Origin of the sequence: Bermanella marisrubri, assembly GCF_012295615.1 — a bacterium.
In the GTDB taxonomy this organism is placed as follows: Bacteria; Pseudomonadota; Gammaproteobacteria; order Pseudomonadales; family Oceanobacteraceae; genus Bermanella; species Bermanella marisrubri.
Genome location: NZ_CP051183.1, coordinates 306,275 through 332,374 on the forward strand (window position 1 = coordinate 306,275; position 26,100 = coordinate 332,374).

The following is a 26,100-nucleotide window of genomic DNA, read 5'->3' on the forward strand; positions in this document are numbered from 1 at the left end:
TTGTTTAATTCGTTAGAACGTAATCTTTATTAAAGACCAGCAGCTTGTTTTAGTGCATCCACTTTATCGGTTTTTTCCCAAGTGAACGCTTCAAATGTTTTGGTTTTTAATTCGCCGCGATCGTTATACTCATAAGTATGTTGGAATGGTTCGCGACCAAAGTGACCATAGGCAGCTGTTAGTTGATACATTGGGTAAAGCAAGTTTAGCTGGTTTTGAATGGCGTATGGACGCAAGTCGAACACTTCGCGAATGATTTTCGCCAATTCAATATCGCTAACTTTACCTGTGCCGAATGTATTAGCTGAAATAGACGTCGGTTCTGCTACACCAATGGCATAAGAAACTTGCACCTCGCAGCGATCTGCTAAGCCAGCGGCAACAATATTTTTCGCAACATAGCGACCCATGTAAGCCGCAGAACGGTCTACTTTTGAAGGGTCTTTACCAGAGAAAGCACCGCCACCGTGACGAGCCATGCCGCCATAGGTATCAACGATAATCTTACGACCTGTCAGACCCGCATCACCCACCGGACCGCCAATCACAAACTTACCAGTTGGGTTAATGTGATAAAGCGTATCTGCCGTTAACCAACCTTCAGGGAATACGGGTTTGATGATGTGCTCTAAAACAGCCTCGCGCAGTTCTTCTTGAGAAATACTTGGGTCGTGTTGAGTTGAAAGCACAACTGCATCCACTTTTGGCGAGGCGCCTTCGTAATTGATGGTGACTTGGCTTTTCGCATCAGGGCGTAACCAAGGTAGAGTACCATTGCGGCGTAGCTCGGATTGACGCTTAACCAGCAAGTGAGAGTAATAAACTGGAGCAGGCATCAGGTTAGGAGTTTCATTGGTTGCATAACCAAACATCAAACCTTGGTCGCCAGCACCTTGATCTTCTGGTTTTGCACGGTCTACACCTTGATTAATGTCCACCGATTGCTTACCTATACCGTTTAATACAGCACATGTAGCACCATCGAAACCTACGTCAGAGCTGTTGTAACCAATACCCGTAATCACGTCACGAACGATGTCTTCAAGGTCCACATAGCATGATGTTGTTACTTCACCTGCAACGACGGCCATACCGGTTTTAACCAGTGTTTCTACTGCGACACGTGCGTGTTCGTCGCGCGCGATGATTGCATCTAATACGGCATCACTGATTTGATCCGCAACTTTATCTGGATGACCTTCTGATACGGATTCAGAAGTAAAAATCGAATATTCACTCATGCCGTTTTCCTTTTTATTTAATCTTGCGTGTGAAGAATAGGGTTCGTTAATTGAAATACTTGGATCTGCACTTGAAAGCCGTTGCGCATACCCAAAATAATTTGTTGCTTGTGGCTTAGTCCTGCCGACTTAGCCCATTGTTTTAAATCCTGAGGATCCAATCCCAACCATAAATCGCCACAACTGGATTTAACCCAATCCTGGTCATGGGGGCATAAATCTGTGATCAGTAAGTAGCCTTCATCAGTGAGCAGTTGAGAGCACTGTTGAAGAATATCTTTAGGTGAAGGAATGTGGTGCATCACCATGTTAAAGGCTAAAAAATCCACTGATATATTCTGTGAAACAGCCCATTCTGGATCACCTAAAAGGAAATCAATATTCTGTTGTTTGCTATCCGTTTGCTGTTTCGCTAGGTCAAGCATGGCAGGGGAATTATCAAGTGCGATGACGCGCTCGTATCGTTGACTCAACGGTTTTAAGAACCCGCCTTGGCCAGGGCCCACTTCCATGACGGTTGAGCGAGATTCAAGGCCTAGCGTCTGAATAATTTCGTCAAGGCTGTCGGCGTATTGTTCATAACCGGCAATAAGATCTTGGACCTCAGTAAACTGACCCGCATGGCGTTCGAAGAAGCTCCGACTTTGACGCGCGCGCTCCGTATAAATTTGCTCCACGGCTTGTCGGTCTTTACCACTTAATGTTTGCTTATCAATGCAGTCGAATAAGGTTTGGCGAATGTTCTCAAATCCATCTTTTTGAGCATCGGACAAGGCCCGTCGATAAAAAATTGAATTACCTTCTCGGCGTGTGGTTACTAGGCCTGCGCTGGCAAGAATCTTTAAATGGTGGCTTAAGCGACTTTGGCTGATGGAAAAAATATCTGCTAACTCTAAAACGCCAAAGCTATTTTCCTTTAGCAACTGCAAAACCTTCAGGCGCAACCCATCAGCAGCGGCTTTGTTGAGCCCTGCAAGTTGATCGAGTTTATGGTCTTGTTGAGAGGCTAAAGCCTCTTTAACAGCTAGCATGGCGCATAAGGTATCACTGCTGTTTAGGCTTGCCAAGATCTATATCAAAATATTTTGATATAGATGTCGAGTTAGAATTTATTTGAGTTATAACAGTCACCCATAGAAAAAAACGAGCTTCCTGCTCGCCTTTTTCTATGCCGTCACTGAGGATAATCAGTGAGGTCTTTAGGGTGCTAGGGTTGCGTCGAAAGAGTGCTGTTTCTGTAGCAGAAGATCTACAAGCTCCTGACGAGTGCGGATCATGTCTCTGTAATTATGGAGGATTGCCGGGTTATTCATTCCCATACGACGTTGAGCATTGCGCATATGACGTTCAATGGTGTGGATCTCATGCTGGAGGCGATAAACTTTGGGATTAACGTGATACATCATTTTGGCAATCCGTAAATGTGGATATGAGGTACCTATTAATATAGGTAGAGGAAATGAGAACGCCATCACGTTTTTGGATCGTTTTTTTATGAGAAATAGTTGAGTGCAATCACTCAGATCTTAATCCCTTAAAACAGCTATTAACCGCTAAAGGGATAGATCGAAGTATTTGATTAAACGAGCGTATGAGTCATTAGACTCAGTTGAATTGTTCAAGTTTGCTTAGGTGAGCAAAATAGGGCGCCAGTCAAAGTCGATACTGCCCACTGCGAAAAAGCCGGGCACGATCATGCTGGGTTTGCGTCCGTATTCGATACCTTCAAATTGACGACTCAAAATTTCGCCCCCAGCGGCCCGCAATATGGCATGGCCTGCTGCGATATCCCACTCGCTGACATTGCCAAATCGTGGATACAACTCACCTTCGCCATTGGCTAATTGAGCAATCTTTAATGAACTGCCCAAAGGTATCGCAGCGACATGCGCAAGCTTTTCTTCGAGACGATCACGCAATAATTCCATTTGATCATCAGTATGGCGGCGACTCACGAACATGCGAATGGTATTGCTTTCCCGAATTTGTGATAAAGGTTGGCTGGGTTTGATGGAAACAGCCGGCTCGTCGCCTTTTTTCATATAGGCTTTATCATCGCCACCATAGTAGAACGTGTCGAGCACAGGTGCGTATATCAAGCCAAACGTTGGCTGGCCTTCTTCGATAAGGGCAATATTCACCGTAAATTCGCCATTGCGGTCGATGAATTCTTTGGTGCCATCTAAAGGATCAACAAGCCAGAAACGCTGCCACTGTTTGCGCACTTCTTGATCTGGGATGTGTGCTTCTTCACTGATAATGGGAATATCTGCAATGCTTTGTAAGCCATCGCAGATGATTTGATTGGCCGCTAAGTCCGCATCTGTGAGTGGGCTGTTATCTTCTTTCTCGGTCACAGTGGTGTAATCACTGCGCTCGTAAATGGTAATGATGGCCTCGCCTGCCAATTTGGCTAGGCGCATTACCGCTTCGTAATTCGGTTGCATGCTATAAACCTTATTGATCGCTGACTCTGATCAAATTGCTTGCTTTAAATACCAATCTCGCGCCATAAATAGTGCTGCAATGGCGCGACCTTCTGTAAAATCTGTGCGACACACTAGCGATTCAATATCCGCCAGTGGCCAAGTTAGGACCTCAAGGGGCTCCGGTTCGTCGCCCTCTAATTGTTCTGGATATAGATCCAAGGCCACCATGACATCGATGCCACTTTTCATGTAGCTTGGACTAAGGCTCATTTGTTTCAAGTGAGTGATTTCTCGAGCACCAAAACCAATTTCTTCTTTCAATTCTCGGTTGGCAGCTTCGCTCAAGCTTTCCCCTAAATCAACTGCACCTTTTGGCAGCGTAACAGTATAGTCTTCAATTCCGGCACCATACTCTTTAATTAGCATGACTTCTTGATGTGCGTTAATTGCAACCATCATGACCGCTCCTGCACCACCGGGTACTAGACGCTCGTAGGTGCGTTGCTCGCCATTGCTGAATTCAAGATCCATGGATTCAACTGTAAAAAGTCGGCTTGAAGCAATGATGTGGCTGTGCAGTAATTTGGGTTTTTGTGCCATACGCGATATCAAGATACTATGATGAAACAGACGTTATCAGACCATATTAGGACAAGAATTGCATGATTCCTTGGCACAAAATTGACACTGTCTTGCTGGATATGGACGGGACTTTACTGGATTTGCATTTTGATAATGCATTCTGGATGGAGCATGTTCCAGCTCAATATGCGCAATATCATGGAATCGATCATTTTCAGGCAATCGAATTACTGACAAAAAAAATGCAAAAGAAGCAGGGTCAGTTGCAATGGTACTGTTTGGATTATTGGAGTGAGGTTACTTCATTACCCATTGCCGAATTAAAAAGAGACCTAGAGCATAAGATTCGATTTCGTCCTCATGTCCCAGATTTTTTGCAGGCGGTGAAGGATGCAGGAAAGCGCAGTGTGATCGTCACCAATGCTCATAGAGGTAGTGTTGACATAAAAATGCATAAGACTGGGTTGGATGCTTTGGTTGATCGTATTATAAGCAGCCATGACTATGGTTATGCCAAAGAGGATCAACACTTTTGGCAACACCTTTTAGATGATGAAGGCTTTGATTTAGAACGAAGCGTTTTAATCGATGATAGTGTGCCTGTGTTAGAATCAGCAAAACGTTTTGGTATCCAACATTTGCTGTGCATCACGCAGCCAGACAGTCAGAAACCAGAGCGTCGAGTAGAGGGTTATGCGAGTATTGATCACTTCAGTGATGTTATGCCGGCAGCAAAGCCTTCTGTTGATGAAGATAATTAACGGTCGTTATGGCAGACAAAGACAACGCAAAAATACGTTTGGATAAATGGTTATGGGCTGCAAGGTTTTATAAAACCCGCGCTTTGGCCAAAACCGCAATCGAAGGCGGCAAAGTCCAATATGAGGGCCAGCGCAGCAAAGTGAGTAAAATAGTCGAGCTTGGCGCCACTATAAAAGTGCGACAAGGTTTCGACGATAAAGTCGTAGTGGTGAAGGCGTTGAGTGATCAGCGCCGAGGAGCTCCCGAAGCCCAATTACTGTATGAAGAAACAGCTGAGAGTATCAAGCATAGAATGGATGAAACTGAGCGCCGTCGTAAATTTAAGCAAGCCAATCCATTGTTCGATCATAAGCCCAATAAAAAAGAGCGCCGTCAAATGGAAAAGTGGCGTAAGGATACAATGCCTTCATAAATGAAGGTATGATGCGCGCCTTTTCTGTTTTCTGATCCCCAAATTCTAGGTTAAGCCATGGCTACAAAAGACACTTTGCAACGTTTTACCTTTGATCATACCCATGTCCGTGGTGAGCTGGTGGGTTTGCATAAAACCCTAAGCGACGTCTTCACGCGTCAAGATTACCCTGAACCGGTAAAGGCCTTGTTGTCAGAATTATTGGTCGCTGCTTCTTTGCTGAGTGCAACTGTGAAGATTAAAGGCGTATTAAGCTTGCAGGTACAAAGCAATGGGCCGATTCGTGCGATTGTGGCTGAAACCAGTAATGATGGCCACTTACGGGGTATTGCACGCATGGATCCAGAGCAGAGTATTGATAATGGTTCTTTGCTAGGGGATCAAGGACAGCTAGTCATTACTATGGACCCAGAGAAAGGCCGCCGTTATCAAGGTGTGGTAGCACTCGAGGAAGGTAACATTGCTAAAAGCTTAGAGGGCTATTTCAGGCAAAGTGAGCAGTTGGGGACACGAATTTGGTTGGGCTACGAAGAAGGCGTTGCGGCCGGTATGCTGCTGCAAGAGCTCCCCGAGTTGGGAGAGGTTCAACAAGGTATTGAAGCGGATCCAGATGCTTGGGGCCGACTGACACACTTGGCAGATACGATTCGCAATGATGAGCTGTTGCATTTACCGAACGATGACATCCTTCATCGACTATATCACGAAGAAAAAGTGCGCTTGTACGATGCCCAACCACTTAAATTTCAATGCAGTTGCAGTAAAGAGCGCTTGTCTGTGGCACTGACGCAGTTGGGTTATGCAGAATGCCAAGAAGTTATTGATGAACAGGGTAAAATTCGTGCTGACTGCCAGTTTTGTGGTCAGCACTACAGCTTCACGCAAAGTGATGTGAATGGTTTGTTTCCTTTAGAAAGTGCTAAGGCGGGTAAAGGACTTCATTAGTGGCGCGCCGTTTTGGCAGGACTTTGTTCGAATAAATTAGAGTTTTGTATTTTGCTATCTAATGGTTGTCGATAATCATTCCAATTTATAGCCAGTATAGGCTGCATAAATGTGTTGTATACCCCTTGCCAATACTGGTCTGCAAGGGGCATGCAAGCGTCTCAATAAGACGCACATGTGTCTTTTTTATCCATGTCTATTCGCCTCACAGGCTTTTTCTGGCATAATCGCGCCCCTAAAAAATTTCCATTCGTTTGTAGCTCAGTCGTCTGCTGCAAACGGTAAGCTTTTCAGTTATTTAGCCACAAGCTGAATAACCCAACATGATGGATTGGGCAATTATGACCACCGTTTACACCGATCTCTCTTCTGCTGAACTAGTAGAAAAGGCACTAGAGCGCGGCGAAGGCCGTTTACAAGACACTGGTGCACTTGTTGTTACCACTGGTAAGCGCACGGGTCGCTCACCAATGGACCGCTTCATTGTGCAAGAGCCAAGCACAGCGGATGCTATCGATTGGGGCAAAGTGAACCGTCCATTTGATGCGGACAAGTTCGATGCACTTTGGGACCGTGTTGAAAGCTATCTTGATCAGCATGACAAATTTGTTTCCAATGTGCATGTGGGTGCCGATCCTCAGCATTACCTACCAATTAAAATGACGACGCAAACAGCTTGGCAGAACCTATTCGGGCGCAATTTGTTTATCCGCCCAGATAGTTTCAACCCTGCAGATAAAGAAGAGTGGCAAATCCTAAACGCAGCTGGTTTCGAGTGTGATCCAGAGCGCGACGGTACTAATTCTGATGGCTGTGTCATCATCAATTTCGCTAAGCGCAAAGTTCTTTTGGCAGGTATGCGCTATGCGGGCGAAATGAAAAAAGCCATGTTCTCTGTACAAAACTTCTTACTACCAGAAAAAGACGTTCTACCAATGCACTGTTCAGCCAACGTAGGTGATGAGGGTGATACTTGCTTGTTCTTTGGTCTATCTGGTACCGGTAAAACAACCCTTTCAGCCGATCCTTCACGCTACCTAATTGGTGATGATGAGCACGGTTGGGGCAAAGGCACTGTATTCAACATCGAAGGTGGTTGCTACGCAAAAACCATCGATCTCTCTAAGAAGAACGAGCCAATTATCTGGGACGCCATTAAATTTGGCGCAATCGTTGAGAACGTTGTTATCAATGACGAAACTCGCACAGCTGACTACGCTGATACCAGCCTGACTGAAAACGGCCGTTGTGCGTATCCTCTTGAGCACGTTGAAAAACGTGTTGAGGAAAACCGTGCAGGTGAGCCAAAAGCGGTTATCTTCTTAACCTGTGATATGACCGGCGTATTGCCTCCTGTTTCTATCCTGAGCAAAGAGCAAGCGGCTTACCACTTCCTAAGTGGTTACACTGCCCTTGTAGGCTCAACTGAGATGGGTGGTTCTAAAGGTTTGAAATCAACCTTCTCTACTTGCTTCGGTGCGCCTTTCTTCCCACGTCCAGCTGGCGAATACGCAGAGCTTCTTATGAAGCGCGTGACTGAATTCGATTCTCAGGTTTACCTAGTAAACACGGGTTGGACAGGTGGTCCAAATGGCGCTGGTGGCGAGCGTTTCAGCATCCCAACGACTCGTGCAGTGATCTCTGCTATTCAGTCCGGAGCCCTGCGTAATGCTGAAACTGAGACAATTCCTGTATTTGGTTTACAAGTACCTAAAGCGGTTGAAGGTGTTGATAGCAAGCTATTGAATCCTCGCCAAGCTTGGGCTGACCAAGACAAGTACGATGAAGTGGCAAAAGGCTTAGCACAGCAGTTTGTTGATAACTTCCAGAAGTACGAAGTTTCTGAAGCGATCCGTGCAGCGGGTCCTCAGCTTTAAATACCTATCACCCTAGGTGTTTAAGAAAGAGCCGACGTGATGTCGGCTTTTTTGTGCCCGCTGCTCTGGTTTTTCTATCCGCGAGTTGTGAGCAAATCAGGCACCAGATCAACGCTGTAATGCACTTTTGCGGACGCGGTAGATACATCCATGTACGCTCCCACTTGGCGTCCTGCCAAGTGAGGCCGCGCAAGTGCACTACACCATTGAACAGTTGTCGAGCTACCAGAAATTAAGATTGCTTGAGAGCGATGGATAGAATAAAGGCGTGCCCCTATCAATAACGCTTACGTTCGGTATCCATTTAATGGCCGAGCTGAGTTCCAACTTCAGAAGAGAGCTTATTACCAGCGACGCTTACGTCCGGTATCCAAGTGAATAAAACCGCTTTTACGGTAGTAGTGAACACCGCCTGTGCTCACCGCTAGCGTGGCTTTATGGACATGGCGATGGTTTATGCCAGGGATATAGAAATCCAGAGCCTTGCCCATCATGTGGAGGCTTTCTTGGGCTATGCCGTCTTGAGCATGACGAAGATCATCATTGGTTTTAGGGCTGCGATAGCCACTCACTAGCATGATTTCTCGATTGGTTTCTAGTTTGCTCTGCACATGGTGTAGTTGATCAATTAAGGCTAGATCAAGGGAAGCGACTTCGTTTTCGCGGTGATCACGCATCATGAGGAAAATGTCGGCTAGGCCATCAATTAGGTACTCACCCTGTTCCCAGTAAGTGATATCAGCACGTTCACCTGTGTGCAGATTGCGTAATTTCAAGGCGCGGAATTGATCCTGAGATTTAGGCTGGATAGATGCTTGGACAAAGCTAGGGGCCGCCAGTAAGGGAGCTGACTGGCAAGTCCATTTTAGTAGTTGACGGCGACTAATGCTCATATTGCCTCAAAAAATCAATAACGCTGCTTCTGGGCGCGGATTTTGCCATCTTTCACCGGTTATAAGCAAAGCGATTGCTTATGTGCGTTTGGTCACGTTTTGTTCACATGACTGAATACGAATTACAGAACAATCGAATCGAGCTTATGACTCTGATTGTTGATTTGGTCACGGTTATAAACATCGCGGCGTACCTGCAGCGTGCCTTCTTCGTTTACCCATGTCGTCCAATACATTAGATAGACTGGTACTGGGTCCTTTAACCGAACAGGGCGCGTGTAGCGACGCTCTATGACATTACTGATCAGCTGCTCATCCCAATTCTGACGTCCTAACAACGCTTTTGCTAACGCCATAGGCTGTTCAACGCGTATGCAGCCACTGCTTAGTGCTCGCATATCGCGTGCAAAAAGCTCTTTGTGATTGGTGTCGTGCAAATAAATAGACTTGTCGTTGGGAAATACAAATTTAACGTTACCAAGACTGTTATCATCCCCTGGTGCTTGTACTAATCGGTACGTATTTGTACGAGACTGAAAACCGTTGAAATCTAGGTTTTCAAGAGGGACTTCTTTTGGTGGCATTGACCAGCCTTCGTAGACTTTAAAATTATGTTTTCTCAAGTAATCTGGGTCACGCTTGGCTTGCGGTATGATATCGCGAATCGCAATACGGTGAGGAACATTCCATTCAGGCGCTAAGATAACGGAACTAATGGTTTCCGCTAACACTGGCGTGCGCAAATGCTCTTTGCCAATGATGACTTTCATGTTCAATTGACGCTTCCCTTTTGCGAAGTAATTTAAGCGGAAGTCAGCCATATTTACCAAGATATAGTCTTCGCCTAGTTCCTTTGGAAGGTAACGCCAACGTTTCATGTTCAGGGCGATGCGCTGTGCAATGAAATAAGGCGGCTCATTAAGCTGAGCCAGTGTTTGCTGGTCTAAGCGGCCGGTTGGTAGCAATCCATTACGCTTCTGATAATGCTTGAGGGCACGCACAGTGTTTTCATCGATTCTATAAACCTGATGTTCTGGTTGTTTGCGGTATTGACGCTCTAATGCCAGCGGATCAAGTTCACTATTTGGTGTTTGGGATACTAACCAATCCATGGCACTTTTTTGATAGTCGCCATAAGCATTAAGCATCCATTTCAAGCGCGGGATTTGCGCGTGATGATCTCCCGCTTTGAGAGGGTTCTCAATTTCTAAGGGGTACCAAAGGCCACTTTCGGCAATGTCTTGATAGCGTTCTAATTCTTGGCCAAGGCGCTCATAACCTGGATGGCTAGGGACTAACTGCTTAACCAACTCGTGCAATTTTCCCTGTTCAAGACTTTGGCTAAGCAAGCTAATAACATCCAGTGAAGTGACACGGGTTGTTGGTGGAGCTGCCACTTTTCTAAAGGACGGATGATCAAGCTCACCTGTGTTAGGCAGTAGCTCTTTATTGAAAACCTGGCGGGCAAAATCAATGTATGCGTCGGTTAGGAGTACATCAATGGCGGCGGCGTGCTTAGGTTGGTTGTCGAGGCGTCCCAGTTCTGTTTGTAATTTGCTGATACGAAAACCATAAGCTTTCCATTCATCGCTAGCGGTATGACGTAGATTGGTTACCAGCGCGTTGCCCGCAGAATTTAAGCGATAGTGATCCATCCATATTAATTGGTGCTGGGTTTCACGATAAACTTGTTCTAATTCTTCTCGGTAGCGAAGGCTCGCGCCGCCCGCGACATTATTTGGGGCGCTGTAAAGCCAGTGTTCCAAGCTCTCTTTGGCGACTAAAGGTGCAATGACTGGACGTGTTGTACTGCTGATGAACAACACAACGCTGATGAGTACAAAGCAACTAACGACCAGTCCTAGGGTAATAACGTTTTGGCTTCCACCAGTTTTACGCTCGGTGTAAGTAAGATGTGCCTTTTTTGCGCTCGTCGTCGTGGGTCCAGCTTTAGTTGGACGTTTAAGGCTTCGATGACGATCGGAATAGTAGATGGATAGACTGTCCATACCTTGCAGTATGGCAGGGAAATGTGATGCTATTCACGAAGCTTTACAGTGGGATTTGGTAACCAAAAGTATCCGTTTGTAAATCAAAAATTTGACTTTAATTAAATCAATTACTTGTAATCGGTTTGTTTTAATTCTTGTCGGTATTACAAAAACCCGACACCAATTTAATAACGAAAAAATACATAAAGTTGTCGGTTTATATACTTTTTATATAGAACGACTCTCTCACCTCGTGATTGAGTGAACCGGTGTGATCAAAGCTTTGCTCTATCCACTCGACGTGATTTTGTTTAATGGTGAGCATGGAACTGGCACGGGTACCGTAACTAGGGCTGACAATAAAGGGCGCACTTAGTAGGGTTTCCCATGGCTGGCCAATACCCGTGTCCGGTTGCTCTACTTGTGGATAAGTCTGTCGTCGATTGAGCAGTGGCATGGTCATGTTTTGACCCTGAGCATGCATTTCTAACTGTTTTTTGGCGTATAAGGTTTTTGGCCAAGGTGTATCGAGGCTAGCATTGCTCAAGCCATAAATACCTGCATGCAAAGCCAAAGGCTGTGTGTGCTGATTACGATTGCTAATGAAGATACATTGTCGTTGATTGCCAATGATAAGATTAAAGCCGTCGTATAAATGAGCCTGATCGGCAATACCTTCAGCGTAGGTTTGTGGATCTTCTTGAGCGATTAAATAGTCTTTAACTAAATGCCCTCGACTGATTTGCCCTTGGCGATGGGACGGTAACTGTCGAACATTAGTAAGTGCTGCAAAATAGCCCGACTTGGTAACCCCCATCCAGGTACCGCCTGCTTCTAAATCTTTACCTGCTAAAACATGAGGGTGCTCTGGCCACCAGTGGGACTGTGTGCTGGGTCTTTCATGAAACTCGTCTCGGTTTGCCACCATCATGAGTGGTTGATCACTCAGTGGTTGCCATTGAAAGCTAATTAAACACATATTTCTGCCAAAGAAGTCGTCAAGACTCACCAGTGTAAGGAGCATAATACTCCCTACGCAAGCGCTGGATTGTCAGAAGGTTTCTGGCAATTGCGATTCCTGCGTTCTGACCGCATAATGGCTGCTTTTTATTAGTCGCTCGACAGGTCGTTGGGTGAGTTAAAAATTGCAAGATTGTGGGGAATAATGCTGCTAGTAACTTATCTCGCCGTTGGTGCAGTTGCAGGCTTAATGGCTGGCTTGTTTGGTATTGGCGGCGGCATGATTATCGTCCCTGTTTTGGTGATTACGTTCGAAATTTTGGAGTTTTCTCCTGCAACCCTAACTCATATGGCCGTAGCAACTTCACTAGCCAGTATCGTATTTACATCGATCAGTTCGGTCAGGACTCATCACCAAAAGCAAGCAGTGGATTGGCCCATCGTATACAAGCTCAGTGTAGGCATATTATTAGGTGCGGTTTTGGGTGTATTGTCAGCGGATGCGCTTTCGGGATCGGGATTGCAGATCGTTATTGGTGTTTCGGCCTTGTTGATGGCCGCACAAATGGGTTTGGGTTTAAAACCAAAACCGACGCGCTCGCTACCAGCAACGACAGGTATGGTTACAGCGGGTACCGGTATAGGTTGGGCTTCCGCTTTGTTTGGTATTGGCGGTGGATCATTGACCGTTCCGTTTTTGACTTGGTGTAACCATCCAATGCAGCGCAGTGTTGCTACCGCGGCTGCCTGTGGGTTTCCCATTGCCTTGGTAGGAGCCCTGACCAATGTTTTTGTTGGTTGGGGCAACGAAGCATTACCACAGAATGCTGTGGGTTATGTATATTGGCCTGCTTTGTTGGGCATAGTCATAACGAGCATTCCATGCGCACGATTGGGCGCTAAGTTGGCTCACAGGTTAAGTGCTGAGAAACTAAAGCGTTTATTTGCCATCTTACTGGTGCTGGTTGCCATCAAATTTTTAACTGGAAATCTCTAATCAGGACGACACTTTCACATGCTGCAATATCCAAATATTGACCCAGTTGCCATTAGTATTGGACCTTTAAGTATTCACTGGTACGGGCTCATGTATCTGCTGGGTTTTGGCTTGGCCTATGTGCTAATGAATTATCGCGCCAAACAAGCCAACTCAGGTTGGAATAAAGAGCAGGTGAGCGATCTTATTTTTTACAGTGCTATGGGTGTTGTATTAGGCGGTCGTGCTGGATACGTTTTATTTTATAACTTCGGCAAATTTGTCGATGACCCACTGTGGCTCTTCGCAGTTTGGGAAGGTGGAATGAGCTTTCATGGCGGGCTACTGGGCGTTATTGCGGCGTGTATTTTGTTCGCACGCAAATACGGCAAGTCGTTCTACGCGGTAACGGACTTTGGAGCGCCGATGGTTCCCATTGGTCTCTTCTTTGGTCGCATCGGGAACTTTATTGGTGGAGAATTGTGGGGCCGCGTAAGTGACGCGCCTTGGGCGATGGTGTTTCCTAAAGGCGGTCCATTACCACGTCACCCCAGCCAACTTTATGAAGCCTTTTTAGAAGGGTTAGTACTATTTTTGATTTTGTGGATATACAGCCGTAAACCGCGCCCAACGATGGCGGTTAGCGGACTGTTCTTAGTAGGCTATGGTGTATTCCGTTTCGCGGTAGAGTTTGTACGCCAGCCTGACAGCCACATAGGTATGGATTTGTTTGGTTGGATGACCCGAGGCCAAATTCTATGTGTGCCTATGGTTCTCTTTGGCCTAGCTATCATTTATCTAGCATATAAACGCCAATCTCAGCAGGCGTAAGTAGAGTGGAATTATGAGACAGTATTTAGATCTTTGTCAGCGTATTATTGATGAAGGTGTATGGATAAACAACGAACGTACGGGCAAGCGTTGTTTGACCGTGGTCAATGCAGATTTAGAGTATCGTGTTGATCGAAATGAGTTTCCACTGGTGACCACTCGTAAAAGTTTTTATAAAGCGGCTATAGCAGAGTTCCTCGGTTATATTCGAGGCTATGATAGTGCAGCTGATTTCCGCAATATCGGATGCAAAACTTGGGATGCTAATGCCAACTTAAACGATGCTTGGTTAGATAATCCTCATCGTAAGGGCGAAGACGATATGGGCCGCGTTTATGGCGTGCAAGGGCGTCGATGGGCGAAGCCAGATGGCGGCCATATTGACCAGTTGCGCAAGATTGTCGATAACTTATCTAAGGGAATTGATGATCGCGGTGAGATCATGTCGTTTTATAATCCGGGTGAGTTCCATATGGGCTGTTTGCGTCCTTGCATGCACACTCACAACTTTTCATTACTAGGTGACACCTTATATCTAACTAGTTACCAGCGTTCTTGCGACGTGCCCTTGGGATTGAATTTTAATCAAGTTCAGGTTTATTTCTTTTTGGCCATTATGGCTCAAATTACTGGTCATAAGCCGGGTGTGGCGTACCACAAGATTGTTAATGCACACATCTACGAAGATCAACTTGAATTAATGCGTGATGTGCAACTCAAGCGTAAACCTTATCCAAGTCCTAAGTTGATTATTAACCCGGATATTAAGTCCCTTGAGGATTTAGAAACTTGGGTGACGGTGGATGACTTCCAAGTGGAAGGTTATCAATACCATGACCCGATTGCTTATCCATTTTCCGTATAAATAACCTTGAATCAAAAAGGCCGCATAGCGCACAACTGACTACGCAGTTTTCAACTGAAGTCACCTCCGCGAAGGCGGGGGGCCATAGATTTAAAGTTACTGTGAAGTATGAAAATTATTCCATAATTTAGAGATGGATCCCCGATCAAAGCGCTGCGCGCGTCGGGGATGACGGAAACGCAGACTTTTATGGGCTAATAATATGTTCTGCCAGCTTGTCGCGGATATCATCTTGAATAGGAGACGGCTTGCGGGCTTGCCAATCATAATGAATGAGGGCGGCTTTGCCCTCAGCGCAAACCACATCATTTTGCACCGCCTGCTGCACCACCGTCATGGAGCTGCTACCGATACGCTCCAACCATGTACGTAATTCCACTTTGCCAGTTAGAAGTATTTCCGCTTTAAAATCCACCTCGATTCGAGCAATGATGAGTTCCCACTTTTTTGGGTCAAGATCCGGAGTAAAAAAACGAAAGATAGGCTCTCGAGCTTTCTCAAACCAAATAGGTAATACGGTATTATTGATATGTCCTAGTGCATCGGTTTCAGAAAATCTTGGTTCAACTGTCTCGGTAAACATGGGCATGAGTCGTTCTTATAAGTGATGATGTAGAGTACACATTAATTATTGTGCGTTAAATAGCGCTTTTCGATACCATAGGCAAAACAGTGTTCTAAAGAGTATTAGGTCCGTATATGAAAATCGCATTAATGGCAGCTATGGCAGAAAACCGTACAGTAGGTATTAACAATGCTCTTCCATGGCATTTGCCGGAAGATCTTAAGTACTTTAAACGCACTACCTCCGGAAAAGCCATAATCATGGGGCGTAAGACTTATGAGAGCATTGGTAGACCCCTGCCTAATCGTACCAACATCGTTATTAGTCGTAATCCTAATTTCCAGTTGGAAGGTGTACGCATTGTGTCCAGCTTAGATGACGCCATTGAATTAGCAGAGAGTGTCAACGAGATCAATGGAATCGACGAGGTAATGGTGATTGGTGGTGCCGCTATTTACGAATTAGCGTTACCAAAAGCGGATCGTTTATATTTAACTCATGTTCACGCGGATGTACATGGTGATGCGTTCTTTCCTGAAGTAGATTTCAATCAATTCACAGAAATATCTCGTGACGATTTTTTCGCAGATGACAAGAATCCTTACGATTATAGCTTTGTGATCTATGATCGCATCTAGGTTACGTTTGATTCGAAAATAACGGTACGGTTTCGGCCATTGCCCTTTGCTTGATATAGGGCTTGGTCGGCTTGGTTGAACATTATATTACGCATTTTTTCATCACTTTTTCTGGGAGTCATGGCGCTGATGCCAATACTCACCGTAATTTTAATGGTTTTTCCTTCCCAGCTAATATGACGTTTCTCAATGGTATGCCGAATCTTTTCCGCGACTTCATAGGCACCCATTTCATCTGTACCAGGTAAGATAACGGCAAACTCTTCGCCACCGAGACGGCAGACAAGATCTGACTCACGATTGGCTTGTATACGAATGCTTTGGGCCACTTTTTGTAGGCATAAATCCCCGGCAGGATGTCCAAAGTTATCGTTCACTTTTTTGAAATGGTCAATGTCGAGAATAATTAATGCGATGCTCATCTTATGTCGATGAGCACGCTTAAATTCAGAACGCCAGTGTTGATCAAAGAAGTAACGATTATGTATTTTTGTTAAAGCGTCAGTGACACTGATGTTTTTTAATTTTTCGTGAGCATTACTTAATTCTTCCAATGCTTCACTTAATTCTTTAGTTCTATCATCTACGGTCTTCTCTAAAACCTCATTATGCTCCCGAGCAATTTTCAGGTTTTCCATTTCTGCTCGATAAAGTTTTTCTCTTTCTTGGGTAACTTGATGTGCTAGATCAAGCGAACGTGCTTGAGCACTGATTTTTTCTCTTTGTGTGTTAGCCATTCGGTCGGCTAGAGCCAAAGAGAGAAACATAATCTCTAGTCCTGCGCCAATTTGTAATCCATATTCGCTAGCTAAGGTAATGGGAAGAAAAGCGAATTTATTCAAAGCCAATAGTAGTGCGCCTATTAGAAATACGGCCCAAGCTACTGCAAAGTATCTAGAACTCGGATGGCCACGATTGAGCATGTATAAGGTGATGTAGATAATTAATAAGATTTGTGTCCAAGCGAAAAATGCACCAATACGAATAGAGATCGAATATGGGATAAAAATAAAGACAATGGATAGCAAGAGATACCAATAAAAAGAACACAACACTAATCGACTAAGATTTGGCGAATATTTTTTTATGTCAAAGAAATCACGAATAAAGAAGCTAATGGAGGCAAGAAGCAGTATTAATGATATGGTTGTGATGTATTCATTTAACCAAGTGTACTCTTTCCAAACATAAAGCATACCCAGCCCATGAAGGCTAATCTGAAATAGCGTTAAAAATAGTATGTAAGCTACATAGCTTAGATAGACTCGTTGCCGCACAATTAACCACACAACGAAGTTATACAAGGCCATGATTAGGACCATGCCATAAAAAAATCCCTGAAATAAAAAGTGGATGATGGAATTAGAAATGAAGTCGCTCCAAGACCAAATGGTCAAAGGTACTTGTGTTGAGCCTTCACTTTTTACATGAATGTACAGCGTATATTGTTCTTGATGTGGGAATTGCACCGGAAACGCAATATTTGGGTGGGCGATTTGCTTCTCTTTGCCAATGGCTTTATCACCGGCGTGATAAAATCCAACTACTTGCTGTGCTTCGTTGACCGCATAGATCTCAACACGGTCTAGCAAAGGGTAGGCTATTTCCAATACCCATTCTTCATTGGCTGGATGAGGATTAATAATAGAAGTTTTTAGCCAATATGCTTTCTCACTAAAGCCAAAATTAATTTGTGGCCACGTATTTTTCTGCCATTGAAGTTGGGAGGTGGAACGCTGGTTGTCTTCAAGTATATCGGCGATGTGTAGGTCATTGCCTGCATCTTCAATGAACCAGATATGCGGGGCGAGTATATTAGCGTTAGGGTCTAAGCGAAGAGCAGCGGCTGTTTCAGCGTGAGCCAGAGCAGAACAGCAAAGCATGATTGGTAGCAATACAGCAAGATGCGCCAATTTTCGGGGCATGGTTTAATCCATTACATTAATAACTTAATGCTAGTTCATACCGCACATTCGTCAAAGAGGTGGATTGGTTAGGGAGCAGCTAAACGACTAATGTGGGACAGTGGGCGCGACCTGCAACTCGTTGCGATACGCTCCCGAGTATCATGCCATCTACATCTGTGTGGGTACCGTGAGAACCCATCACGATCAGATCCACGTCTTTCTCTTTGGCGAATTTGATAATGGTCTTGGATGGGCGACCGCCTTTCACAAAACCGCGGCAAGTGGCCTCTCTATCTGTAGCGTAAGCTTTCGCCTGCTCAACAACGCTTTTTGCGTATTCTGTAAGTGCCTGATCGGGGATTTGCATATTGTCTGGGCGGACCATGGATAGCGAGGCTTCAAATAAGCTGTGGTGTTTGAACACGCACAGCAAGAAGATCTCGGCTTGCGTCAGCTGCTGAAGCTCAATGGCTTTGTCTAGCGCATGCAGTGCAGTTTTTGATCCATCAACAGCAACGAGAATACGTTTGAACATAAGCTTGGCTCCAGCCTTTCTTCTTAGTCTGCGAAAGCGATATCCCTAAGGAACAAAGCAATATCAGGAAATACAACTAACAGTGTAGCTGAGAGAAGCAATATACCAATAAAGGGTGCAGTCCCCCGAACCACTTCCCAGTACGGCTTTTTGAATATCGCGATTGCCGTAAAGATATCGCAACCAAACGGCGGTGTTGCGGAACCAATAGCCACTTGTAGGGTAATGATGATACCCACATGTACTGGGTCCAACCCCGTTGCTTGGATGGCCGGAGCAAAGATCGGTGTTAAAACCAAAATCACTACAATAGGGTCAACGAACATGCAGGCGATAAAAAATGCAATGGAGATTGCCGCGAGTACACCCATGGGGCCCATATCATTGATACCTACGGCATCTAGGATGGTTTGCGGAATTTGTGCAAACGAAATGATCCATGAGAAACCATTACCGACTCCAACCAAAATAAATACAACTGCAGTGATTAAGCCTGTGGATTTTGCAATGGTGTAGATGTCTTTGCTGGATAAAGATTTAAATACGATGAACTCTAAAATTACCGCATAAAGAACGCAAACCGCTGCGGCTTCCGTGGGACTAAAGATACCTCCATAAATACCACCCACAATAATGATTGGAAACATCAATGGCCAGATCGCTCGCTGTGAAGCTTTCAATCGTTCAGACCAAGATGATTTTTCTTCTGTAGGCACATTCTTAACCGTTGCATAAATTAAGCAGTACATGGAGAAAAAGAATAAAATCATCAAGCCTGGACCGATACCGGCTATGAATAATTCGGCGATAGAGGTTTCAGAAATAACGCCATAAATGATCATGCCGATACTGGGAGGAATTAAAAAGGCAATATCACTAGCGTTGATAATAAGCGCAAGTGAAAACGGATCACTGTATCCGGCGCGAAGTAACTTTGGTCGCAGAGCCGAGCCTACCGCGACTACGGTCGCTTGGGTCGAGCCGGAAACTGCACCGAATAGTGTGCAAGACGTAGCCGTACTAATGGCCAAACCACCACGAATGTGGCCGATAAAAGTCATAACCATATCAATCAGCCGATTGGCGCTTTGCCCTCGCGTCATGATATCTGCAGCAAGAATAAACATAGGCACTGCGATGAGTGAGGCAGGCCGAATCCCCCCTAACACTTGTTGGATAAACGTATCCATTTGTCCCATGCCGCCAAACATCATGTAAAAACCTGTGAGTGCAGCGACGATGAGAGGAATCATCATGGGAAAGCCCATTAGAAGCAGCACAATCATGATGAGCATTAATGTTGTTGCCATAATAATTCCCTTTAAACTTCTTTTTCCGTATCGGCGTAACCGTCAAGTACCCCGGTAGAAAGATAAACATCAGGACTTGTAACGTTTTTATAGGCTGTCAGTAAATATTGAATACCAGTCACGGCAAATCCCAATGGTACCCATATATAGATCCACCAAATCTCGAATCCTAACGCTGGCAGGATACGACCTTTGTCGTAGACAGACGCGACATATTCAAAAGCAAAGTAACTCAATAAAAACATTAGGCTAGAAGTGACGAGTGCGATCAGAGTCATGGCGATTTTGCGACCCTTATATGGCAACATGTCGTAAATGGCTGACATACGAATATGTCGGCCGTGCCGTGCCGCATAACCAATACCGGCAAAGGTAATTAGTATGATCAGAATTCGATTAATTTCCCCTGAGAAGAATAAGCCCTGGCCAAAACCGAATCGGGCAATGACATTGACGCAAGTATTGAGTGCCATAAGCAGTACGCCGCTTGCCAGCATAAAAGCTTCAATTTGGCTGATAATATTATCAAATTTTCCAAGTATACCGGGGAGTTCGGAGTCATATTGAAGAGAGTCTGAATCAGACATGATGTATTCCTAATCATCAAGAGACAGCTTACGCTTTTTACAAGCGTAAGCTGTAACTAGGTTAGCCTTCGACGGCTTTTAAGTCCTTCTTAAACTGCTCAAGCAGTTCTTTGCCGTCATCGCCCGTCATTTCGATGAAAGTTTTTTCAACTTTAGGCGCTCGTTTTTTGAATGCTTCAATCTGCTTTTCGTTCAAACGAGTTACGGTGACTTTATCGCTAGCATCAGTGATTTTCTTGAGCGACTTATCAGCTAGGCCATCAATATGCTTAATGGTTTCATTGAATGCATAATCCGCTGCTTTGCGGATCATTTTTTGTTCGTCTTTAGATAAGTCGTCAAAGAACTCTTTGTTCGCCATAGATGCTGTCGTAAACCAGCCATGCTTCGTAAAGATAAGGTTTGGTGATACTTCATATAAACCACCAGATTCGATCCAGAAAATTGGGTTTTCCTGACCTTGAATCATATTTGTTTGCAGTGCGCCATATACTTCGCCCCAAGGTAGTGGTGTTGGGGTTGCACCAAACGCTTCATAGGTAGAGGACAAAAGTGGATTCGTCATCACGCGAATCTTCTTACCATTTAATTGGTTTGGTTTGGTAATAGGTTCGTCTACCGTCATTACCATTTCACCTTCGGGATACATTTTTAGAAGCTCAAGCCCTTGCTCTTCATAGAGTTCAACAAAGTCTTCGTTAATGGCTTTGCTTGTACGGAAGAACTCGATAACCGTTTCCATATCAGTAGGCATTAAATAAGGGATGAAAAAGATCTGTGCTTCGGGGATTAGCGAGCCAGTGAAGCCTGGACTTTGGTTTACGAACTGAAGAATGCCTGCTTGGGTTTGCTCCATAATATCATCTGATTCACCCAGTTCGCCGAAACGATATATCTTTAACGAGTGATCTGAGTTTTCTTCGATATATTCTTTGAATTTGTGAGCATAAACGTCCTGAACATCACCTTCATATTCTTCATGGGCGTAGCGCCAAGTATCTGCATTGACAAAAGCGGCCATGCCCATGGTAGCTGTGAGGCATGTTAAAGCGGTGAGCTTCTTAAAGTGACTAGAAATGGACATCATGTCCCTCCGATTTTTGACATGTTTTGCTTATTTTTCAAACAAAACATAATTTGTGTGTTTACGTGTAAACAGTTGTTTACACACACTAATTTGAGCAACGATACATCCACTGCAAGAGTTGCTGTTCAAATCAAACTCGTTGTGTAGTGAATGCAGAGTTGTAAGAACCTTAACAGCATGTCAAAACTGAAACGAATTCGCAACTGCACTGTTCTCAATCGGATTAAGCGTGTTTTTGGGTTTAAGAATTGTGACCTAGGTTTATTTTTATATTGAATGTTGCTATATGCATTTTGAGTGCCACCAGATAAAAATTCAGAAAAAGTCGACGAACACTTTATTTTTTATTTTTGCATCGGTTACACTTCGCGCCAATTGTGTTGCACAACTGTTTTATTTTTATCATAAAATATCAATAAAACTGTCGTTAAACGTTAAGAAAATAAAAAAATGCCATTGTGTGGTGATTATCAATTCAACAAAATGCGTCATCTTTGTGCATAAACCGTTGAACTAAATAACACATGGTGTATGTTTCACAGTAGCTTTATGCAATAAAGCCCGAAGACACCTGTATTGAATTGCAGGGGTCCAAACTTAAAATAGTGAGGAGAAAGCATGTTTAAAAAAACATCTTTAGCATTAGCAGTTGCAGGACTGGCTTTTGCGGGCAATTCAATGGCAGCCCCAAGTGTAAATATTTCGGGCTTTGTTGATTTGGGTTTAGAGTATTATTCTGGTGATGGCACTGGTTTGATCGCTCAAGGGTTTAATTCACCTCAGAGCAATACTGATGAACGTAACCTTGCGATGAATAACCCAGTTGTATCTCGCTTTATCGTATCTGGTTCAGAAGAGCATGCCAATGGTTGGACCACTGGTTATCGCATTGAGCAAGAAGTGAACGCACTTGACGATGGCGGTGCCTCTTTCAATACTCGTCAAGGTTATATTTCTCTGTCTAAAGACAAGCATAACATCACTATCGGTAGTCAATGGTCGCCACTATTCGAATACAGTGCTTGGAATTCCATGAAGTCAGAAGGTCATGGTTATGGTGCTTACTACTTTACAGCGTGTGAATTGCCTGGCTCTTTAAGCTGTGGTTTCCGTAACGATAGCACCATCAACTACACCTATGGTGGTGGTGGTTATAGCACTGATCCATTTACATTCACTGTTGCAGCACATATTAACGAAGATGGTCGAGTGTTAGAGGACGTGAATGGTAATCCAATCAAAGATGCAGATGGCAACGAACAAACAATGAATGACGCGGGTATTACCGGTATGTCTATCGGTGGTGCTGCTTCATTTGGTCCGGCTACCGTAAACTTTGCTTACATTCAATCTATTGTCACTGAATCAGATGTTGCAAAAGCGAATGGTGGACTAGCTGCTCCTTCTTTGATGAGTGTAGGTGCGAAGTACCGTGCAGCTGAAGAGTTAGAACTAGGTTTTAACTATCAAACTGTTGATAAAGATGACGGCACTGACGATGAAAGAACTTCCATGTCTTTTGGTGGTATGTACAACGTCGCACCTGATCTAAGTGTTCACGCAGGTTATGGTTTTGGTGAAGATGACAATGGTGCTGAGCTAGAGAGCAATATCTATGCTCAAGTTATCAAAAATATCTCAGATACATTCCATGTGCGTTTAGAGCTTGAACAAGTAAGCACTAAAAACTCTGGTGACGACTCCGTAGCCGTTGTTTACTTGCGTCAATCATTCTAATTATTAGCTACTGTTAATATAGCGAACAATTAGATTATTAAAAAACCGCATGCTTTCTGGCATGCGGTTTTTTTATGTTTAATTTTGGCTAGTAGAATAATAAAAAACGAGTACTAAGTATTTAGATATCGTCTAGCCATAGATTTTTGACTGGTGTTTGCGGAGTGAAATGATGAGCAACCTGAGCAATAAATAATTCTGCTGTGGCTTGCGCATCAATTAATGCATTATGAGACTGATATTGAGGTAGCGAATAACGCTCACGACAATTATTCAAACGGATGCCGCCTACGGGTTTATTTAAAATTCTTCCGGTTAGGCCTTGTCTTGCTTTCAGTGCCTTCTTTTCTATTTCCATTGTATCAATGAGAGGAAATTGTAAAGTCTCTCCTAAATGTTCTTTGAGCGTATTATTTAAAAACAGTCTTTCGATACGTTGGAAGTGAACCACTAGGATGTGCTCACTGAGTTTCTCAAGCAATGGCTCTAATAATCGCTCAATTCTCGGTGCGCTTTGTATCTCACTGTGTTTAATGTGATGAATTAGTATTGACTCCTCTGATAGCGGAGTATTCGGTCTGACTACCCAATACACTGCATTGTTACAATATATTCGTTGCAAGCTAAATGGCACCATGCCTATGCTAATTATACTATCGTCATTGGGATTGAGGCCGGTTGTCTCAAAATCCAAGGCCATAAAAGAAACCGCCTCTAAAGGCGTTTCTCCTGAAACAATACCTTTGTAGTAGAAGTCTTTTACAGCTGGGTGTTCAGCCTCTAATTGCAATGTTTGATAACGCTGTGGCCAATCAAACTTCGGCTTCTTAAATAACATTATCGCGGCCTGTTTTGAGAGTGATAACAGAATTTTAAGAAGCTTTGTGCTTTATCTAAGACTTGAAATGCTTCTTTCAAATTCCTACGCTCAAAGCTGGAAAGCTTGTCTGGTTCAATGTTGTTGTCCGGTTCTTCTCCGGCTTCAATGGTTAAGGCTTGGTGACGAATTCGCACCATAGAAATATATTCTAAGGCATCGCTCATGTCTTGGGCTTTACCAGGTGGTAGGATGTTCGCATCCATTATATCTTGAATGCGTTCGAACGAATTTTGTGAACGGCTGGCCACGGCTAATGCATGCACTCGAATTACATCACTCAAGGGTGCGGTACCGCGTCGCTTTAAGTTAATGGATTTCCGGTGCTTACCGTCCTGCTCCATAACAAAGCCTTTGAAAAAACCCAGCGGCGGTGTGCGATTCAACGCATTGCGTGCTAATGCGGATAAGAATAAGCGGTTTTCTTGAGCTTTATCCGCAATAAAACTTTGTAACTTGGCGGCCCATTTAGTGCGTCCCCATACTCCATCCAAATCGAAAAAAATCGAGCTATTTAAAAGTGCCTCTGGGTTAGGCTGTTCAATCCATTCGCTAAATTGCTCTTTCCATTGATCGAGCGTCATGCGCCATTTGGGATTGGTTGCCATGATATCGCCACTGCAATAGATATAGCCACAAGCATTGAGACCATCGCTGACAAATTTGGATAACCTCGCAAAATACTCATTGTGCTGTTCGGCGTCAAACTCGTTGCTAAGAATCAAAGCATTATCTTGGTCTGTGACTACCAATTGCTCATCACGTGCCATGGATCCAAGTGCCAAGAAACAATACGGAACCGGTGGTGGTCCCAATTCTTCTTCTGCCAGTTCGAGCAAGCGTTGCTTGAAACTGCGTCCGATCACTGCCATAGCGCTGCCGATCATATGCGAGTTCGCATCCTCATTTACCATACGAACAAATACAGAAGGAAGGTCTTTAGCGTATTGTGCTAAATCATGTACGCTTGGTTGAGTAAAAATACCACGTACAAACAAAATACTGCTTTGTGATTCATGGCGTACAATATCAGACAAGGAAACCACGCCAATGGGTTTGCGCTTTTTCATAATAGGTAAGTGATGGACGTTGAAACGCAGCATGGTTAATGTCGCTTCAAATACATAGGCGTTGTGGTCCATTACCATGAGTTCTTCTGACATGGCTTCGCAGATATTAGTATCTAAGGGTAAACCAACTGCTAGAACACGCTTACGTAGATCGCGATCGGTTATGATGCCTACCAACTGCCGGGTGTCATCCTCTACTTCTTTATATTCGTCCACTATTAAGACGGAGGAAACACGTTCCTCTGTCATAACTTCTGCCGCTTGTTTCACTGTGGCATTTGTCGGCAGCGTGACAGGTTCACGAGCTAATAGTGAAGCGATTTTGACAGTGGTTAAATCGTTGGCATCTTGTTGGTTGTTGACGGCGCTGCGCAGGGATGCATTTTCATCGCTACCAAAGAACTCAGCAAAATCATCAAATTCGTCACAAAATTGATTATATATATCCACGGGAATGCAATAGAGCAGGGTGTCCTCTAGCGCCTTAACTGGGAAACGCACGCGGCGGTTCATCATCAAACCCATTTGCCCAAAGCAATTGCCTTCGTCTAGACGGTTGTAGAGTTTTCCTGAGCGACGATAGGTTTCGACTGAACCACTGCGAATAACGTACAAATCTTGAATGGGCTCAGCGAACTTTAAAATATCGCTATCGGCACGGTAATAGGCGACTTCTACCGATGATGCAAGGCGGTTTAATGCATCCTCAGGTAATTCATCAAAAGGGGAATGTTCTTGTAAGAAGTTCGCAATTTCTAGTTGTTCGACCTGCAAAATGCACACCTTCTTCTTTTTCATCAAAGTAAAAGTTTAGCAGTTTGAATGCAAACAATCTGCTTCGCATTTTTCCTTTTAGAGCTCTTACAACGGTTGAAGATCGCTTCATAAGGGTCTAGGCTGAGGGTCAGCTTTATGTTTCATGAAACTACAATTTTTATTCTTGCTTGAGCGATTAGGTTGTTTCTCACAATAACTGTGAATGATCGTTAGGTGGAATGAATATTGTATGTTTGTGGCAATAGC

At 44.2% G+C, this 26,100-nt stretch carries 25 protein-coding genes; 9 read left to right on the forward strand and 16 right to left on the reverse strand.

Features of this window, described 5'->3' with window-relative positions:
- Window positions 1–29: 29 nt before the first annotated feature.
- The 5 genes from metK to nudE form a co-directional block, all read right to left on the reverse strand.
- On the reverse strand, window positions 30–1,241 hold the full coding sequence (gene metK, locus HF888_RS01365; RefSeq protein WP_007017974.1) for a methionine adenosyltransferase: 1,212 nt from the start codon (window positions 1,239–1,241) through the stop codon (window positions 30–32).
- A gap of 17 nt (window positions 1,242–1,258) precedes the next feature.
- Window positions 1,259–2,308, reverse strand: a complete 1,050-nt coding sequence (locus tag HF888_RS01370; RefSeq protein ID WP_133308472.1) for an ArsR/SmtB family transcription factor — start codon at window positions 2,306–2,308, stop codon at window positions 1,259–1,261.
- 132 nt (window positions 2,309–2,440) lie between these two features.
- The gene (locus HF888_RS01375; protein WP_007017972.1) at window positions 2,441–2,647 is read right to left on the reverse strand and encodes a hypothetical protein; all 207 of its coding nucleotides are present in this window, start codon (window positions 2,645–2,647) and stop codon (window positions 2,441–2,443) included.
- 222 nt (window positions 2,648–2,869) lie between these two features.
- Window positions 2,870–3,688, reverse strand: coding sequence for a 3'(2'),5'-bisphosphate nucleotidase CysQ (gene cysQ / locus HF888_RS01380; protein ID WP_007017971.1), 819 nt, complete (start codon window positions 3,686–3,688; stop codon window positions 2,870–2,872).
- Between the two features lie 30 nt (window positions 3,689–3,718).
- Window positions 3,719–4,270 (reverse strand): ADP compounds hydrolase NudE, encoded by a 552-nt coding sequence (gene nudE / locus HF888_RS01385; protein WP_007017970.1) that lies wholly within the window; start codon window positions 4,268–4,270, stop codon window positions 3,719–3,721.
- A 62-nt stretch (window positions 4,271–4,332) separates the two neighbouring features.
- Between nudE and yrfG the strand changes: the two genes are divergently transcribed.
- The 4 genes from yrfG (at window position 4,333) to HF888_RS01405 (ending at window position 8,248) form a co-directional block, all read left to right on the forward strand.
- The gene (gene yrfG, locus HF888_RS01390; RefSeq protein WP_007017969.1) at window positions 4,333–5,013 is read left to right on the forward strand and encodes a GMP/IMP nucleotidase; all 681 of its coding nucleotides are present in this window, start codon (window positions 4,333–4,335) and stop codon (window positions 5,011–5,013) included.
- Window positions 5,014–5,021: 8 nt separating this feature from the next.
- Entirely contained in the window at window positions 5,022–5,426 is a 405-nt protein-coding gene (gene hslR / locus HF888_RS01395; RefSeq protein ID WP_007017968.1) for a ribosome-associated heat shock protein Hsp15, read from the forward strand.
- 57 nt (window positions 5,427–5,483) lie between these two features.
- The gene (gene hslO / locus HF888_RS01400; protein WP_007017967.1) at window positions 5,484–6,371 is read left to right on the forward strand and encodes an Hsp33 family molecular chaperone HslO; all 888 of its coding nucleotides are present in this window, start codon (window positions 5,484–5,486) and stop codon (window positions 6,369–6,371) included.
- Window positions 6,372–6,712: 341 nt separating this feature from the next.
- Entirely contained in the window at window positions 6,713–8,248 is a 1,536-nt protein-coding gene (locus tag HF888_RS01405; protein ID WP_040297793.1) for a phosphoenolpyruvate carboxykinase, read from the forward strand.
- A gap of 344 nt (window positions 8,249–8,592) precedes the next feature.
- On the opposite strand, the gene mepK is transcribed toward HF888_RS01405, so the two are convergent.
- The 3 genes from mepK to HF888_RS01420 form a co-directional block, all read right to left on the reverse strand.
- Window positions 8,593–9,141: a peptidoglycan L,D-endopeptidase MepK gene (gene mepK / locus HF888_RS01410; RefSeq protein ID WP_007017964.1), complete on the reverse strand. Its 549-nt coding sequence runs from the start codon at window positions 9,139–9,141 to the stop codon at window positions 8,593–8,595.
- A 122-nt stretch (window positions 9,142–9,263) separates the two neighbouring features.
- The gene (locus HF888_RS01415) at window positions 9,264–11,150 is read right to left on the reverse strand and encodes a L,D-transpeptidase family protein (RefSeq protein WP_007017963.1); all 1,887 of its coding nucleotides are present in this window, start codon (window positions 11,148–11,150) and stop codon (window positions 9,264–9,266) included.
- 199 nt (window positions 11,151–11,349) lie between these two features.
- Window positions 11,350–12,156, reverse strand: coding sequence for an NRDE family protein (locus HF888_RS01420; RefSeq protein ID WP_007017962.1), 807 nt, complete (start codon window positions 12,154–12,156; stop codon window positions 11,350–11,352).
- A 141-nt stretch (window positions 12,157–12,297) separates the two neighbouring features.
- Here HF888_RS01420 and HF888_RS01425 point away from each other — a divergent pair, with 141 nt between their 5' ends.
- From HF888_RS01425 to HF888_RS01435, 3 genes are read left to right on the forward strand one after another with little or no spacing between them, the layout of a single operon-like run.
- Entirely contained in the window at window positions 12,298–13,089 is a 792-nt protein-coding gene (locus tag HF888_RS01425; RefSeq protein WP_007017961.1) for a sulfite exporter TauE/SafE family protein, read from the forward strand.
- Between the two features lie 18 nt (window positions 13,090–13,107).
- Window positions 13,108–13,899, forward strand: a complete 792-nt coding sequence (gene lgt, locus HF888_RS01430) for a prolipoprotein diacylglyceryl transferase (RefSeq protein WP_007017960.1) — start codon at window positions 13,108–13,110, stop codon at window positions 13,897–13,899.
- A 13-nt stretch (window positions 13,900–13,912) separates the two neighbouring features.
- Complete coding sequence (locus HF888_RS01435; protein WP_007017959.1) at window positions 13,913–14,764, forward strand: thymidylate synthase; 852 nt, start codon at window positions 13,913–13,915, stop codon at window positions 14,762–14,764.
- Between the two features lie 187 nt (window positions 14,765–14,951).
- Here HF888_RS01435 and HF888_RS01440 read toward each other — a convergent pair whose 3' ends face one another.
- A complete protein-coding gene (locus HF888_RS01440) occupies window positions 14,952–15,353 on the reverse strand; it encodes an acyl-CoA thioesterase (protein WP_007017958.1) in 402 nt (133 codons plus the stop codon).
- Window positions 15,354–15,463: 110 nt separating this feature from the next.
- Between HF888_RS01440 and folA the strand changes: the two genes are divergently transcribed.
- The gene (gene folA / locus HF888_RS01445) at window positions 15,464–15,967 is read left to right on the forward strand and encodes a type 3 dihydrofolate reductase (protein WP_007017957.1); all 504 of its coding nucleotides are present in this window, start codon (window positions 15,464–15,466) and stop codon (window positions 15,965–15,967) included.
- Here the strand turns inward: folA and HF888_RS01450 are convergent.
- From HF888_RS01450 to HF888_RS01470, 5 genes are all read right to left on the reverse strand, one after another.
- Window positions 15,964–17,892, reverse strand: a complete 1,929-nt coding sequence (locus HF888_RS01450; RefSeq protein ID WP_007017956.1) for a sensor domain-containing diguanylate cyclase — start codon at window positions 17,890–17,892, stop codon at window positions 15,964–15,966. The genes folA and HF888_RS01450 overlap by 4 nt on opposite strands.
- Window positions 17,893–17,971: 79 nt before the next feature.
- Window positions 17,972–18,409, reverse strand: coding sequence for a universal stress protein (locus HF888_RS01455; protein WP_007017955.1), 438 nt, complete (start codon window positions 18,407–18,409; stop codon window positions 17,972–17,974).
- Window positions 18,410–18,432: 23 nt separating this feature from the next.
- Window positions 18,433–19,719 carry a TRAP transporter large permease gene (locus HF888_RS01460; RefSeq protein ID WP_007017954.1) on the reverse strand — a complete coding sequence of 429 codons (1,287 nt, stop codon included), beginning with the start codon at window positions 19,717–19,719 and terminating at the stop codon, window positions 18,433–18,435.
- 11 nt (window positions 19,720–19,730) lie between these two features.
- Entirely contained in the window at window positions 19,731–20,306 is a 576-nt protein-coding gene (locus HF888_RS01465) for a TRAP transporter small permease (protein WP_007017953.1), read from the reverse strand.
- A 61-nt stretch (window positions 20,307–20,367) separates the two neighbouring features.
- The gene (locus HF888_RS01470; protein ID WP_007017952.1) at window positions 20,368–21,333 is read right to left on the reverse strand and encodes a TRAP transporter substrate-binding protein; all 966 of its coding nucleotides are present in this window, start codon (window positions 21,331–21,333) and stop codon (window positions 20,368–20,370) included.
- Between the two features lie 678 nt (window positions 21,334–22,011).
- Between HF888_RS01470 and HF888_RS01475 the strand changes: the two genes are divergently transcribed.
- On the forward strand, window positions 22,012–23,130 hold the full coding sequence (locus HF888_RS01475; RefSeq protein WP_007017951.1) for a porin: 1,119 nt from the start codon (window positions 22,012–22,014) through the stop codon (window positions 23,128–23,130).
- A 121-nt stretch (window positions 23,131–23,251) separates the two neighbouring features.
- On the opposite strand, the gene HF888_RS01480 is transcribed toward HF888_RS01475, so the two are convergent.
- Both HF888_RS01480 and HF888_RS01485 read right to left on the reverse strand, forming a co-directional pair.
- Entirely contained in the window at window positions 23,252–23,968 is a 717-nt protein-coding gene (locus HF888_RS01480) for a 3'-5' exonuclease (RefSeq protein ID WP_007017950.1), read from the reverse strand.
- The gene (locus tag HF888_RS01485) at window positions 23,968–25,851 is read right to left on the reverse strand and encodes a DUF294 nucleotidyltransferase-like domain-containing protein (RefSeq protein ID WP_040297790.1); all 1,884 of its coding nucleotides are present in this window, start codon (window positions 25,849–25,851) and stop codon (window positions 23,968–23,970) included. The genes HF888_RS01480 and HF888_RS01485 overlap by 1 nt, the downstream gene beginning before the upstream one ends.
- Between the last annotated feature and the right edge of the window lie 249 nt (window positions 25,852–26,100).